This is a genomic window from Variovorax sp. P1_H2 (genome assembly GCF_056405295.1).
Window position 1 is genome coordinate 12,810 of record NZ_JBFUCJ010000008.1, and the last position, 13,085, is coordinate 25,894.

At 69.0% G+C, this 13,085-nt stretch carries 14 protein-coding genes and 1 riboswitch; of the genes, 9 read left to right on the forward strand and 5 right to left on the reverse strand.

Annotated features, from left to right (window positions below; genetic code table 11):
* Positions 1-56: 56 nt before the first annotated feature.
* Together AC1D2E_RS04820 and AC1D2E_RS04825 are read left to right on the forward strand one after the other, a co-directional pair.
* Positions 57-1,103: a histone deacetylase family protein gene (locus tag AC1D2E_RS04820; protein ID WP_478196363.1), complete on the forward strand. Its 1,047-nt coding sequence runs from the start codon at positions 57-59 to the stop codon at positions 1,101-1,103.
* A 107-nt stretch (positions 1,104-1,210) separates the two neighbouring features.
* The gene (locus tag AC1D2E_RS04825; RefSeq protein WP_478196364.1) at positions 1,211-2,167 is read left to right on the forward strand and encodes a Bug family tripartite tricarboxylate transporter substrate binding protein; all 957 of its coding nucleotides are present in this window, start codon (positions 1,211-1,213) and stop codon (positions 2,165-2,167) included.
* A 9-nt stretch (positions 2,168-2,176) separates the two neighbouring features.
* Here the strand turns inward: AC1D2E_RS04825 and AC1D2E_RS04830 are convergent, their stop codons facing one another.
* On the reverse strand, positions 2,177-3,019 hold the full coding sequence (locus AC1D2E_RS04830) for a GNAT family N-acetyltransferase (protein ID WP_478196365.1): 843 nt from the start codon (positions 3,017-3,019) through the stop codon (positions 2,177-2,179).
* 51 nt (positions 3,020-3,070) lie between these two features.
* Between AC1D2E_RS04830 and AC1D2E_RS04835 the strand changes: the two genes are divergently transcribed.
* A complete protein-coding gene (locus AC1D2E_RS04835) occupies positions 3,071-3,289 on the forward strand; it encodes a SlyX family protein (protein ID WP_478196366.1) in 219 nt (72 codons plus the stop codon).
* A gap of 88 nt (positions 3,290-3,377) precedes the next feature.
* Positions 3,378-4,235 carry a DUF4399 domain-containing protein gene (locus AC1D2E_RS04840; RefSeq protein WP_478196367.1) on the forward strand — a complete coding sequence of 286 codons (858 nt, stop codon included), beginning with the start codon at positions 3,378-3,380 and terminating at the stop codon, positions 4,233-4,235.
* Here the strand turns inward: AC1D2E_RS04840 and AC1D2E_RS04845 are convergent.
* The 3 genes from AC1D2E_RS04845 to AC1D2E_RS04855 all read right to left on the reverse strand — a co-directional run bounded on the left by AC1D2E_RS04845 (position 4,222) and on the right by AC1D2E_RS04855 (position 7,523).
* A complete protein-coding gene (locus AC1D2E_RS04845) occupies positions 4,222-5,010 on the reverse strand; it encodes an HAD-IIB family hydrolase (protein ID WP_478196368.1) in 789 nt (262 codons plus the stop codon). The two genes, AC1D2E_RS04840 and AC1D2E_RS04845, sit on opposite strands and share 14 nt — an antisense overlap.
* Positions 5,011-5,159: 149 nt before the next feature.
* Entirely contained in the window at positions 5,160-6,788 is a 1,629-nt protein-coding gene (locus AC1D2E_RS04850) for a peptide chain release factor 3 (protein ID WP_478196369.1), read from the reverse strand.
* A 96-nt stretch (positions 6,789-6,884) separates the two neighbouring features.
* Positions 6,885-7,523, reverse strand: coding sequence for a hypothetical protein (locus tag AC1D2E_RS04855; RefSeq protein ID WP_478196370.1), 639 nt, complete (start codon positions 7,521-7,523; stop codon positions 6,885-6,887).
* Positions 7,524-7,618: 95 nt separating this feature from the next.
* A riboswitch (S-adenosyl-L-homocysteine riboswitch) is annotated at positions 7,619-7,688 on the forward strand.
* 63 nt (positions 7,689-7,751) lie between these two features.
* Here AC1D2E_RS04855 and ahcY point away from each other — a divergent pair.
* From ahcY to AC1D2E_RS04875, 4 genes are read left to right on the forward strand one after another with little or no spacing between them, the layout of a single operon-like run.
* Entirely contained in the window at positions 7,752-9,191 is a 1,440-nt protein-coding gene (gene ahcY, locus AC1D2E_RS04860) for an adenosylhomocysteinase (protein WP_478196371.1), read from the forward strand.
* 8 nt (positions 9,192-9,199) lie between these two features.
* The gene (locus AC1D2E_RS04865; RefSeq protein WP_478172378.1) at positions 9,200-9,997 is read left to right on the forward strand and encodes a TlyA family RNA methyltransferase; all 798 of its coding nucleotides are present in this window, start codon (positions 9,200-9,202) and stop codon (positions 9,995-9,997) included.
* Positions 9,975-10,808, forward strand: coding sequence for a methylenetetrahydrofolate reductase [NAD(P)H] (metF, locus tag AC1D2E_RS04870; protein ID WP_478196372.1), 834 nt, complete (start codon positions 9,975-9,977; stop codon positions 10,806-10,808). Before AC1D2E_RS04865 ends, metF begins: the two co-directional genes overlap by 23 nt.
* Positions 10,805-11,458: a septal ring lytic transglycosylase RlpA family protein gene (locus AC1D2E_RS04875; RefSeq protein ID WP_478196373.1), complete on the forward strand. Its 654-nt coding sequence runs from the start codon at positions 10,805-10,807 to the stop codon at positions 11,456-11,458. Before metF ends, AC1D2E_RS04875 begins: the two co-directional genes overlap by 4 nt.
* On the opposite strand, the gene AC1D2E_RS04880 is transcribed toward AC1D2E_RS04875, so the two are convergent.
* Positions 11,455-12,405: a 23S rRNA (adenine(2030)-N(6))-methyltransferase RlmJ gene (locus AC1D2E_RS04880; protein ID WP_478196374.1), complete on the reverse strand. Its 951-nt coding sequence runs from the start codon at positions 12,403-12,405 to the stop codon at positions 11,455-11,457. The genes AC1D2E_RS04875 and AC1D2E_RS04880 overlap by 4 nt on opposite strands.
* A 241-nt stretch (positions 12,406-12,646) precedes the next feature.
* Here AC1D2E_RS04880 and rplM point away from each other — a divergent pair, with 241 nt between their 5' ends.
* Positions 12,647-13,078 (forward strand): 50S ribosomal protein L13, encoded by a 432-nt coding sequence (rplM, locus tag AC1D2E_RS04885; protein ID WP_478196375.1) that lies wholly within the window; start codon positions 12,647-12,649, stop codon positions 13,076-13,078.
* Positions 13,079-13,085: the final 7 nt, after the last annotated feature.

Here is a 13,085-nt window from a genome sequence, read left to right on the forward strand (position 1 = left end):
CCGCCGCCGCCGCCCCAAGCCCACGCTCTTCGGCTCTTCCGCGTTACCCTACAGCGATGCTTACGATCTACAACGACCGCCACGCCCTGCACCACGGCAAGGTAGAGATGTTCCGCGGCGAACTCGTGCCCTGCTTCGAGGTTCCGGCGCGTGCCGACTATGTGCTGCAGGAACTCAAGCAGCGCAGGCTCGGTGCGATCGAAGCGCCTGAGGCCTTCGACGATGCCGCGATGGCGCGGGTCCATGCGCCGCGCTACCTCGATTTCCTGTCGACGGCATGGGACGAATGGGTCTCGCTCGACCCGGCCAACGCCATACGCGACGCGCTGCCTTCGTACTGGCCGATCCGTACCTTCCGCTCCGACGTGCTGCCCGCGAGCTTCCCCGCACGCATGGGCCTGTTCTCGTACGACGCCGGCACGCCGCTGACCGCGGGCACCTGGACCGCGGCACGCGCGGGCGCCTGCTGCGCATTGACCGCCGCGGCACGCGCGCTGCAAGGCGAGCGTGCCGCCTTCGCGCTCACGCGCCCGCCGGGCCATCACGCGGGCGCCGACTTCTTCGGCGGCTATTGCTTCCTCAACAACGCGGCGATCGCCGCACAGGCATTGCGTGATGCCGGCATCGACCGCGTCGCCGTGCTCGACATCGACTATCACCACGGCAACGGCACGCAGGCCATCTTCTACGAACGTGCCGACGTCCAGTTCACCAGCCTGCATGGCGATCCGCACACCGAGTACCCGTACTACCTCGGTTATGCCGACGAGCGCGGCGCGGGAGAGGGCCTGGGCTTCAACCACAACCTGCCGCTGGCGCGCGGCAGCGGCTTCCCGCTCTGGCGCGAAGCGCTGGCGACCGCGCTGCGGGGCATTGCGGACTTCAGGCCCGGCGCACTGGTGGTCTCGCTCGGGCTCGACACCTTCGCGGGCGATCCGATCGCCGGCTTCACGCTCGCCACGCCCGACTACCTGCGGATCGGCGAGGACCTTGCCCGCGCCGGATTGCCCACAGTGTTCGTCTTCGAGGGCGGCTACGCGGTGGCCGAGGTCGGCGCCAATGCGGTCAACGTGCTCGACGGATTCATGCAGCAGGCCGGCTGAGGGAGCGCGCTGACGCACCGGCGACTCGACTGGGGAGATACCCGCTTGCCCCGCGAAAGTCCCTGCGGCCCAATGCGGCCATTCGAATCCGTTCCGGAGTGCCTCCCATGTTTCGTCGTTCCCTCCTGTGTGCCGCGCTGCTCGGCGTGGCCGCCACCGCGGTCCACGCCCAGACCTTCCCGACCCGGCCGATCAAGCTGATCGTCGCCTTCCCCGCCGGCGGCCCGACCGACATCACGATGCGGCAGCTGGCCGACAACGCCTCGAAGATCCTCGGCCAGCCGATCGTGGTCGACAACAAGCCGGGCGCCGGCGGCACGCTGCCCGCGCAAGCGCTGCAGACCGCGCCGGCCGACGGCTACACCATCGGCCAGATCCCGCTCGGCGTGTTCCGCCTGCCCTACACGACCAAGATCAACTGGGATCCGGTCAAGGACATCAGCTATGTGATCAACGTCACCGGCTACGCCTTCGGCATCGCGGTGCCGGCCGACAGCCCCTTCAAGACCTGGAACGATTTCGTCGCCTATGCCAAGGCCAATCCGGGCAAGCTGACCTACGGCTCGACCGGCAATCTCACCAGCCCGCACCTGACCACCGAACTGGTGGCGCAGCAGCTCGGCATCCAGTTGCAGCACGTGCCCTACAAGGGCAGTGCCGACCTGGCGCAGGCGGTGCTCGGCAACCACCTGATGGCGATCGCCGATTCGACAGGCTTCGCGCCGCTGGTGGAGTCCGGCAAGCTGCGGGTGCTCAACACCTGGGGCGAGAAGCGGCTGGCCAAGTTCCCCGACGCGCCGACGCTGAAGGAACTGGGCATCGACATCGTGCAGAACTCGCCCTTCGGCATCAGCGCGCCCAAGGGCACGCCGCCCGAGGTCGTGAAGAAGCTGCACGACGCATTCAAGCAAGCGATGGAAGAGCCCAGCTATGTGGCCGCGCTGGGCCGCTACGACATGCTGCCGATCTACATGAGCTCGGCCGACTACGCGAAGTTCGCGCAGACCACCTACACCCGCGAGAAGGCGCTGATCGAGAAGCTCGGGCTGGGCAAGCCGCAATGAGCGGGCCGGCTACCCGAGCTCGAAGCTCGTGAGCCCGTAGACCCGCTGCAACTCGCAGGCCGGCGCAGCGCCGGCGTACATGCGCGCGGTCTCGAACACGCTGCGCATTCCCGCAGCCTGCGCCATGGCCACTGCCTCGGCGTTCGGCAGCGGGACGTCGAGGTAGACCGCGTCGCCTGCCGGCACCGCCGCGCACAAGGCCACGAAGAGGGCGTGTGCGACCTGCGGGTCGTCCGCGACCAGTGGCCCGATCTTGTGGCCCTCGCGGCAGCGCCGGATCAGGCCCCATCCCGCAAGCCGGCCGCCGTCGAGCCAGGCCAGGCCGGTCGCGTCGGGCACGCGGATCCAGGCGCGCAGGAAGGCTTCGCGCGCTGCCGGGAACACGCGGCGGTCGTCGGCCTGCAGCAGGGCGTCGTCGACGCTGGCCAGCGGGACGACCTGCGGCGGCGTGGCGCTGCCGCCGCGGGCCACGCCAGCGAAGCGGGCGTTGTTCCAGGCCAGTTCGAAGCCGCTGCGACGGTAGTTGTCCTGCTGTGCGGGCACGCCGTCGAGTCCGACCACCTGGCCGGCGAGCCGCGCCATGCCCGCGCGCCAGAGGCGGATGCCGATGCCCCGGCCGCGCCAGGCCGGCGCCACGATGTAGAGGCCGATGAAGCCGAAGCGCCCCGCGTACGACACTGCGCTGATGCAGCCCACCGCCTCCCCTCGATGCTCGGCGACCAGGAACCCGCCGGGGTCCGCGGCGTGGAAGCAGGCGGCGTCGTGCAGGCCGGGGTTCCAGCCTTCGCGGGCGGCCATCTCGGTCACGAGCGGCATCTGGTCGAGCTCGAGCGGGCGAATCTTCGGGTCCATGCGCGGCATTCTGGCCGATGCGCGCGTCCGCTTCCTGTCCAATAGCGCCCCATGGACACCTCGCAAGACACGCAACGCCGGCTGACCGACCTCGAGATCAAGTCGAGCTTCACCGAAGACCTGCTGGACCAGCTGAACCTGACCATCTACCGTCAGCAGGAGCAGATCGACAGCCTGCTGCGCCAGGTCGCGCAACTGCGCCAGCAAAGCCCCGATCCGGGCGCAGGAGGGGCGCGCAACCTGCGCGACGACTTGCCGCCGCACTACTGAAGACCTATTTCACGCCGCCGCCATTCATGCCATCCTCGTCGCTGTACGTCCTGATACACAATTGAACAAAGCACTGAAGGAGTGGGGAATGCGACATCCAGAGCGTCACCGAAGGCGGGCCGCGGGCGTGGCGGCGGCTGCCGCGCTGCTGCTAGGGGCGGGTGGCGCCGGCGCCCAGGCGTCCGATGCGCCGCCGGCCTCCGCGGCCGCGCCGGGCGACGGCACGGCCCTGGCGGTCCACCCCTGGGTGGTCCCGCCGCCCAACTGGTCGCCCGAGGCCTACTTCACCAACCTCAAGGACGGCAGCACGCTGGAGGCGCCATTCGTGGCGCGATTCGGTCTCTCGATGCGCGGCATCGTGCCGGCCGGCAGGTCCGCGGGCACGGCGGGGCACCACCATCTGCTGATCGACCAGCCGCTGCCGCTCGACTTCACCAAGCCGCTGCCTTTCACCGAGCACTACATCCACTTCGGCAAGGGCCAGATGGAGACCGTGGTCGATCTGCCGCCGGGCAGCTACACGATGCGGCTGGTGCTGGCCGACCAGGGCCACATTCCCTATTTCGTCTACAGCAAGCCGCTCAAGTTCACGGTCAGCAAGCAGAGCAAGGGCATCACGCCGGCCAGCCTGCTCGGGACGCCGCGCATCGAACTGCTGAGCCCCGCGGACCGGAGCACGGTGCAACTGCCGTTGCGCGTGCAGTTCCACGCCAGCGGCCTGAACATCTCGAGCGCCGCGCCCAAGGTGCCGGACACCGGCCACTTCCGCCTGGTGCTGGAGCGCCAGGGCCAGAAGACCGAGGTGATCGAACTCGATGGCGGCCAGACCGAGCTGTGGCTCCATCCGCCCAAGGGCAGCTACAACGCGCGGCTCGAACTGATGAGCAACACGGCGGCCGGCAACGTGGTCGCCCGCGCCAGGCCGGTCGCCTTCACCGTGCCCTGAGCACCGCGGCCGCCACCTCGGCGAAGCCGGCGCCGCGCTCCTGCTGCGTGACATAGCGCGGCAGGTGCGACAGGGCGGCCTCGAAGCGACGGACATTGGCGACGCCGATGCTGTGCTCGAAATGCTCGAACATCAGCGCATCGTTGGTCGAGTCGCCGACATAGGCCCAGCGCGGCATCTCGTCGTCGAGCCGGCGGCCCCACAGCTCTCGCACGATCCAGCGCGCGCCCTCGAGCTTGTCGTGCTCGCCGTACCAGCCGTTGACGTGGATGCTGCTGACGGTGGCGTGCATGCCCTCGCTCTGCATCAGCGCGGCCACGGCGGCGATCTGCGCGTCGTCGAGCTGCGTGAATTCGCTGTGGTCGATCGCGATGTCGCACTCGCGGCCGGCCGAGTCGGTGGCGCGCCGGGCGCCGGGGATCTCGCGCTCGATGCGGTCCAGCACGGCCTGCATGCGGGCGAAGTTGCGTGCGCGCGTGGGCGCGTCCTGCTGGTAGCGCCTCTCGATCGCGCCACCGGGCAAGGGCAGCAGCGCGACGGCGCCGTTCTCGGCCACGATGGCGTCCACCGGCCAGACGCTCGCGAAGGGCTCGCTCCAGCCGACCGGGCGCCCCGTGATCGCCACGCGATGCAAGCCCGCGGCTCGAAGGTCGGCGAGACCCGCGAGCGCATCGGCGCTGATCGCGCCCTCGGTCGTCAGCGTGTCGTCGATGTCGGTGAAGACGCCGACCAGCGCGCGCCGCGCCGCCGGCGGCCACTCGATCAGAGGAGTCATCTCAGTTCTTCACCACGCGATCGCGTGACCCGCGACGCACGAATCCGGCGCGGCCAAGCCCAGAGATACCGCGGATCTGGCTTTGCCAGGCCGCTGGTATCGCCCCCTTCAAGGGGGCAGCGCCGCAGGCGCTTCGGGGGTGTTTCATTTCAGGACGCCGTCTGAAGCGACAGCCCCGCATGCTCGCGCAGCGGATGGAAGTGGATCTTCGGGAAGCGCTCCTGCGCCAGCCGCACGTCGTAGGGCGAGGTGCACAGGTAGGCCAGCGTGTTGGCGGCGTCGAGTGCCATGCGCTGCGGATAGGCATCGACGAAGGACCGCAATTCGGCCGGCGTGTCGGCCGTGATCCAGCGCGCGCCGGTGTATTGGCAGCCCTCGAGCCGGATGTCGGCGTCGTACTCGGTCTTGAGCCGATGCTGCACCACTTCGAATTGCAGCTGCCCGACCGCGCCGAGCAGCATCGGGCCGCCGACCTCGGGCCGGAACACCTGGATCGCGCCTTCTTCGCCGAGCTGGGCCAGGCCCTGCTGCAGCTGCTTGGTGCGCAGCGGATTCTTCAGGATCACGGTCATGAAGAGCTCGGGCGCGAAGAAGGGCAGGCCGGTGAACTGCAGCGAGGCGCCGTCGGTGATGGTGTCGCCCAGCTGCACGCCGCCGTGGGTCGTGAAGCCGACGATGTCGCCGGCATAGGCTTCCTCGACCGCCTCGCGCCGCTGGCTCATGAAGGTCACGACGCTGGTCGGCCGCAGCTCTTTCGCGGTCCGCTGCACGCGCAGCTTCATGCCCGGCGTGTAGCGCCCCGAGGCCATGCGCACGAAGGCGATGCGGTCGCGGTGGTTGGCATCCATGTTGGCCTGCACCTTGAACACCACGCCGGCGAAGTCGCGGTCCTCGGGCTGGATCTCGCGCACCACCGGCTGCCGGTTGACCGTCGTGGTGCTGGTGCGCGGCTGCGGCGGCGGTGCCAGGTCGACCAGCGCGTCGAGCACTTCCATGACGCCGAAATTGTTGACGCCGGAGCCGAAGAACACCGGCGTCTGCTTGCCGGACAGGAAGGCCTCGCGGTCCCAGCTCGGCGAGGCGCCGGTGGCCAGTTCCATGCTCTCCATCGCGTGATCGAACTCGCGGCCGAAGCGCTTGTTCAGTGCCTCGCGGTTGGTCAGCGGGATGGTCTCGAAGTCCTGTGGCAGCTTCTCCTGGCCCGACTCGAACACGGTCATCGCCTGGGTGCGCAGGTTGATGATGCCGCCGAAGGTCTTGCCCTGGCCGACCGGCCAGGTCATCGGCACGCAGGGCATGCCGAGCTCGCGCTCGATCTCGTCGAGCAGCTCGAGCGGCTCGCGCACCTCGCGGTCCATCTTGTTGACGAAGGTGATGATCGGCGTGTCGCGCTGCCGGCAGACCTCGATCAGCCGCCGGGTCTGGGCCTCGACGCCGTTGGCGGCATCGATCACCATCAGCGCCGAGTCGACCGCCGTGAGCACGCGGTAGGTGTCTTCGGAGAAGTCCTTGTGGCCGGGCGTGTCGAGCAGGTTGATGACGTGGTCGCGGTAGACCATCTGCATCACCGACGAGGCGACCGAGATGCCGCGCTGCTTCTCGATCTCCATCCAGTCGGAGGTGGCGTGGCGCGAGGCCTTGCGCGCCTTCACCGAGCCGGCGATCTGGATCGCGCCCGAGAATAGCAGCAGCTTCTCGGTCAGCGTGGTCTTGCCGGCGTCGGGGTGGGAGATGATCGCGAAAGTGCGGCGGCGTTTGGTTTCGGAGGCGAAGTTCATGGTGAACGCGGTGCGCGCTCACGGGCGCGGGCTGCTGGAAGCAAAGCCCGCAATTTTACCGGCCGGGCCGCCGCCGTGCCGGCCGGCCCCTTCGATTCACATCGGCGGCGTGAAGCCGTTGCGGCCCACCAGCACGCTCGAGGCGGTCGGCTTGCCGTCCTTGACCCGGGCCGTGACCACGACCTGGGCGCCCTGAACCACCAGCGCCGCCTGGTCGTCCTGCGCCGGCTTGAAGGCGACGATCGGCGTGCCGCGCGGAACGATCAAGGTCTGTTCGCCGTCCTTGTACCTGAGCACGATCTTCCGTCCGCCGGGCGTCGACGCGGGCGCCGCCGCGAGCGTGGCGACGGTGGCGTTGGTCATCGTGCCGTTGGGCACCGTGTCCCAGGCACGGAAGCCCTCGCCGGTGCCGCGCATGGCTTCCGGAAACACATGGACTTCCACCGCGCGCTGGGTGCCGTCGGGCTGCGGCGTCGCGCCGGCGCCGATGAAGCTGCGGGGCTTGATGTCGCTGAGGCTGATCGGCCGTACTTCGGTGACCCGCATGTCGGTGGTGCGCGCCATCGTGACGACTTCGCCGCTGTGGTCCTTCACGGTCAGCGAATCGGCATCGACATGCGCGATGACGCCACGCACGCGTACCGGCGGCGCATCGGCTTGTGCCGCGGCGCCGGAGGACAGCGCAACCGACGTGACGGCCGCGAGTGAAAGGGCGAGGATTCTGGCTTTGGGCATGGTGGGGATGCGGTGCGGCGGTGATGGGACGGGCAGTCTAGGGCGATCCGCCGGACCCTGCTGGCGGGCCGGCCGCGCGACGCGCTAAAATGCCCCGTTCCGAGGAGCGTTGCAGCGCCGACAGGCGTGAGGCTCGGACCATCATCGCAACCACGCTCACCCGCTGTTCTCGCGGTGAGTCCCTTCCCCGAACGCAGTGGCCACTGTCAAACCTGCTTTGGAGCCAACATGAGCGCTGTTCTCAAACCGTCCCCCGTTTCGACCGCCGACCAGGCGATCGCCGACCTGTCCCTTGCCGCCTGGGGCCGCAAGGAAATCCGCATCGCCGAAACCGAGATGCCCGGCCTGATGGCGATCCGCGAGGAATTCGCCAAGAGCCAGCCGCTCAAGGGCGCGCGCATCACCGGCTCGCTGCACATGACGATCCAGACCGCGGTGCTGATCGAGACGCTGCAGGCGCTCGGCGCCACCGTGCGCTGGGCCTCGTGCAACATCTTCTCGACCCAGGACCACGCCGCCGCCGCCATCGCCGCCGCCGGCACGCCGGTGTTCGCGATCAAGGGCGAGTCGCTGACCGACTACTGGGACTACACCCACGCCATCTTCGACTTCGGCCCCAAGGGCGCGAAGGGCGAAGGCCCGAACATGATCCTCGACGACGGCGGCGACGCCACGCTGCTGATGCACCTGGGCCAGCGCGCCGAGAAGGACCAGAGCGTGCTCGCCAATCCGACCAGCGAAGAAGAGCGCATCCTCTACGCGGCGATCAAGGCCAAGCTGGCGGTCGATGCCACCTGGTACAGCCGCAAGTCGGCCGAGATCATCGGCGTGACCGAGGAAACCACCACCGGCGTGCACCGCCTGAACGAGATGAGCGCCAAGGGCACGCTGCTGTTCCGCGCCATCAACGTCAACGACTCGGTCACCAAGAGCAAGTTCGACAACCTTTACGGTTGCCGCGAATCGCTGGTCGACGGCATCAAGCGCGCCACCGACGTGATGATCGCCGGCAAGGTCGCCTGCGTGGCCGGCTACGGCGACGTCGGCAAGGGCTCGGCCCAGGCCCTGCGCGCGCTGAGCGCCCAGGTCTGGGTGACCGAGATCGACCCGATCAACGCCCTGCAGGCCGCGATGGAAGGCTACAAGGTCGTGACCATGGAGTACGCCGCCGACAAGGCCGACATCTTCGTCACCACCACCGGCAACCGCGACGTGATCCGCCACGAGCACATGGCCGCCATGAAGGACCAGGCGATCGTCTGCAACATCGGCCACTTCGACAACGAGATCGACGTCGCCTCGATCGAGAAGTACGAATGGGAAGAGATCAAGCCGCAGGTCGACCACATCACCTTCCCCGACGGCAAGAAGATCATCCTGCTGGCCAAGGGCCGCCTCGTGAACCTGGGCTGCGGCACGGGCCACCCGAGCTTCGTGATGTCGTCCTCGTTCGCGAACCAGACCATCGCCCAGATCGAGCTCTTCACCAAGCCCGATGCCTACCAGGCCGGCAAGGTCTACGTGCTGCCCAAGCACCTCGACGAGAAGGTCGCGCGCCTGCACCTGAAGAAGGTCGGCGCCATGCTGACCACGCTCACCGACACGCAGGCCGCCTACATCGGCGTCGACAAGAACGGCCCTTACAAGCCGGACACCTACCGCTATTGAGGAGCGCTTTGCGCGCCGATCAATTGCTCGTCGAACGCGGCCTGGCCGCATCCCGCTCGCAGGCCGTGCGGCTGATCGCGGGCGGCCTGCGCTGGCGCGACGGCGCCGACTGGCGCGTCGTCGGCAAGAACCGCGACGAGATCCCCGAGGGCGCCGAGCTCGAGTTGCTCGATGCCGCCGAGGCGCGCTACGTCTCGCGCGGCGGGCTCAAGCTCGAGGGCGCGCTGGCCGCGACCGGCATCGACCCGCGCGGCCGGCGCTGCCTCGACGTCGGCCAGTCGACCGGAGGCTTCACCGACTGCCTGCTGCAGCAGGGCGCCGCGCACGTGGTGGGCGTCGACGTCGGCCATGGCCAGTTGCACGCGCGGGTGCGGGACGATGCGCGCGTGACCGCGATCGAAGGCGTCAACGCCCGCACGCTCGACGCCGCGGCCTGGAGCGCCGAGTCGCCCGAGGACGCGGACTTCGGCCTGATCGTCGGCGACCTGTCCTTCATCTCGCTGACGCTGGTGCTGCCCGCGCTGGTGCCGCTGCTGCAGCCGCAGGGCGAGCTGCTGATGCTGGTCAAGCCGCAGTTCGAGTTGCAGCCGGGGCAGGTCGGCAAGGGCGGCATCGTGCGCGATCCGGCGCTCTACGCCGTGGTCGAGCAGCGACTGCGCGATGCCTGCGCGGCATTGCAGCTGCGCGTCGTGCATTGGCTCGACAGCCCGATCGCCGGCGGCGACGGCAACCGCGAGTTTTTCATTCATGCCGTCCGGGCGGACGGCGAACCAGGAGCCGGCCGTGCGCCTACCGCTCAGCTTTGAGTTCTTTCCGACCAAGACGCCCGAAGGCGCCGTCAAGCTGCGTGCCGTGCGCCAGCAGCTTTATGCCCAGGAGCCCGAGTTCTGCTCCGTGACCTACGGCGCCGGCGGCTCGACGCACGAGGGCACCTTCGGCGCGGTGCGCGAGATCCTGTCCGAAGGCGTGGCCGCGGCCTGCCATTTTTCCTGCATCGGCGCCACCAAGGCCACCGTCCGCGCGCAACTGGCCGAACTCAAGGCGATGGGCGTCAAGCGCCTGGTCGCCCTGCGTGGCGACTTGCCGAGCGGCTACGGCCTGGGCGGCGAATTCCACTATGCGAGCGATCTCGTGGCCTTCATCCGCGAGGAGACCGGCCGCGACTTCCACATCGAGGTCGCCTGCTACCCCGAGGTGCATCCGCAGGCCCGTTCGCCCGAAGCCGACCTGCAGGCCTTCGCGACCAAGGTGCGGGCCGGCGCCGACTCGGCCATCACGCAGTACTTCTTCAGCCCCGAGGCCTACTGGCGCTTCGTCGACGATGCCCGCGCGCTGGGGCTCGACACGCCGATCGTGCCGGGCATCATGCCGATCACCAGTTCCACCCAGCTGATGCGTTTCTCGGATGCGTGCGGGGCGGAGATCCCGCGCTGGATCCGCTTGCGGCTGCAGAGCTTCGGCGACGACACGGCCTCGATCAAGGCCTTTGGTCTGGACGTCGTCGCGGCCCTCTGCGATCGGCTGTGCGCGGCCGGCGCACCGGCGCTGCATTTCTACACGATGAACCAGTCGGTGGCCACGCTCGGTGTGCTGCAGCGGCTGGGTTGGGCTGCATGACATTGCGCGGCGGCCTCGCGGCGTTGCTCGCGGCCGGGCTGCTCGCGGCCTGCTCGGTGCAGCCGCCCTCGCAGGGCCAAGCGGCCGGCGATGTCCCGCAGGGGCGCTTGCGCCCGCTGGCGAAGCAGCCGGCCCTGCCGCCCGGCGCGCCGCCGCGCTCCGCGGTGCCTTCGGTGCGCTACGACCTCGCGGCGTCGGGCACCGGCGAGCCGGACGACGGATTTCCCGGTGACCAAGGTCGCGAAGTCTTCGAGCGCGGCGGCGCCTCCTGGTACGGCATCCAGTTCCATCAGCGCAAGACCGCGAGCGGCGAGCGCTTCGACATGACGGCCCTCACGGCGGCCCACAAGACGCTGCCCTTCAACACCCGCGTCTGCGTGCGCAGCCTGGTCAACGGCCGCGAGGTGCTGGTGCGCATCAACGACCGCGGGCCCTATTCCTCGGGCCGCGTGATCGACCTGAGCCGCGCCGCGGCCGAAGCGATCGGCATGCTCGGCATGGGCATCAAGACGGTGGCGCTGTCGGTCGTCGACAACGAGACCGATCGCTGCGGCGGAAGCGAGGCCGGCCCGGCCGAGACCCCGCCTCAGGCAGCGCCGGAGGCGGCGCAGAAGCCCACCCCGAAGGTCACGCCGCGCAAGCGCCGCTAGCCTCCGCTGTCGAGCGAGAAGGTGGCGTTGCGGTCCTGCGCCAGGCGCTCGACCATCTGCGGCAGGGCGGCCGCCAGCAGCGGTTTGAGCGTGTAGGGCGGGTTGATCAGGAACATGCCGCTGGCCGGCAGCCCCGGCCGGTGCGTGGCGCCCGTGGCATCGGTCGTGATCTTGCTCGACTTGACCGTCAGCGTGGCGTGCAGCCACGACTTGCCGGCCTTGGTCGCCATCGTCTTGAGCCGGCGCGGCAGGTCGTGCGCCTCCGGCCGCGGGATGATCGGGTACCAGACGGCGTAGGTGCCGGTGGCGAAGCGCTTGAGCGCCTCGGCCACGAAGTCCAGCACCCGGGCGTAGTCGCTCTTGATCTCGTAGCTCGGGTCGCACAGCACCAGCGCGCGGCGCGAGGGCGGCGGCAGGAACTTGGTGGCACTGCCGAAGCCGTCGTCGCGCAGCACCGCGATCTGGCGGCCGGCCTCGAGCTGGGCGATGTTGGCGTCGAGGGTCCGGGCGTCGGTCGGATGCAGCTCGAACAGCTTGAGCTTGTCGTGCTCGCGCAGCAGGTGGTGCACGATGAAGGGCGAGCCCGGGTAGATCTTGGCGCCGCCCTTGGGGTTGAAGTCGCCGACCACCTGGAGGTAGCGGGCGAGGGCGTCGGCCAGTGGCGCCTCGGGTGCCGTGGCGGCGGATTTGGGGGGCTTGCCTGCTCCCGGCGCGGCCGCCGGGGCTGCCTTCGGGGGCGCCAGCAGGCGCAGGATGCCCTCGGCCGCCTCCCCGCTGGTGCCGGCGTAGTCGCCGTCGAGCCGGTAGAGGCCGGCGCCGGCGTGGGTGTCGACCACGGTGAGGGCGGTGTCCTTCTCGAGCAGGTGATCGAGCGTGGCAATCAGCACCGTGTGCTTGAGCACGTCGGCGTGGTTGCCGGCATGGAAGGCGTGGCGGTAGCTGAACATGCCCCCGATGGTAACGGCCCCTCGCCCCGAAAAGGGCGCCGGATTGCGGCGCAGGCGCCATTCTTCGTATAATGGAGGGCTTCGCAGCGCTTTTGTGGCCCCGCGGCGAAGAACGATACCCGCTTCGGCGGGGATCAGACCACCACCTAAGAGATTCCCGCCAGAGGAACGCCGACCGTGGAAAAGGGCCAGACGTTCGCGGGCTCACGTGGGGCCCGCCAAACCCTCGAAAGAGAAACTCATGACCAAAACGTTCAGCGCCAAGCCCGCTGACGTGACGCACGAGTGGTTTGTGATTGACGCGACCGACAAGGTCCTCGGACGAGTAGCCAGCGAAGTTGCTCTCCGTTTGCGCGGCAAACACAAGGCCATTTACACGCCTCACGTCGATACCGGTGACTTCATCGTCATCATCAACGCCTCGCAACTGCGTGTCACCGGCGCCAAGCCGATCGACAAGGTGTACTACCGTCACTCGGGCTACCCGGGCGGCATCAGTGCCACCAACTTCCGCGACATGCAAGCCAAGTTCCCGGGCCGTGCCCTGGAAAAAGCCGTCAAGGGCATGCTGCCCAAGGGCCCGCTCGGCTACGCGATGATCAAGAAACTCAAGGTGTACGGTGGTGCAGAGCACCCGCACACCGCCCAACAGCCCAAAGTGCTGGAACTGTAAGGAGCCT

Excerpts from the sequence above, each read along its gene's own strand:
- AC1D2E_RS04820 (WP_478196363.1), top strand. The coding sequence starts at position 57 with ATGCTTACGATCTACAACGACCGCCACGCCCTGCACCACGGCAAGGTA.
- AC1D2E_RS04825 (WP_478196364.1), top strand. The coding sequence starts at position 1,211 with ATGTTTCGTCGTTCCCTCCTGTGTGCCGCGCTGCTCGGCGTGGCCGCC.
- AC1D2E_RS04830 (WP_478196365.1), bottom strand. The coding sequence starts at position 3,019 with ATGGACCCGAAGATTCGCCCGCTCGAGCTCGACCAGATGCCGCTCGTG.
- AC1D2E_RS04835 (WP_478196366.1), top strand. The coding sequence starts at position 3,071 with ATGGACACCTCGCAAGACACGCAACGCCGGCTGACCGACCTCGAGATC.
- AC1D2E_RS04840 (WP_478196367.1), top strand. The coding sequence starts at position 3,378 with ATGCGACATCCAGAGCGTCACCGAAGGCGGGCCGCGGGCGTGGCGGCG.
- AC1D2E_RS04845 (WP_478196368.1), bottom strand. The coding sequence starts at position 5,010 with ATGACTCCTCTGATCGAGTGGCCGCCGGCGGCGCGGCGCGCGCTGGTC.
- AC1D2E_RS04850 (WP_478196369.1), bottom strand. The coding sequence starts at position 6,788 with ATGAACTTCGCCTCCGAAACCAAACGCCGCCGCACTTTCGCGATCATC.
- AC1D2E_RS04855 (WP_478196370.1), bottom strand. The coding sequence starts at position 7,523 with ATGCCCAAAGCCAGAATCCTCGCCCTTTCACTCGCGGCCGTCACGTCG.
- ahcY (WP_478196371.1), top strand. The coding sequence starts at position 7,752 with ATGAGCGCTGTTCTCAAACCGTCCCCCGTTTCGACCGCCGACCAGGCG.
- AC1D2E_RS04875 (WP_478196373.1), top strand. The coding sequence starts at position 10,805 with ATGACATTGCGCGGCGGCCTCGCGGCGTTGCTCGCGGCCGGGCTGCTC.
- AC1D2E_RS04880 (WP_478196374.1), bottom strand. The coding sequence starts at position 12,405 with ATGTTCAGCTACCGCCACGCCTTCCATGCCGGCAACCACGCCGACGTG.
- rplM (WP_478196375.1), top strand. The coding sequence starts at position 12,647 with ATGACCAAAACGTTCAGCGCCAAGCCCGCTGACGTGACGCACGAGTGG.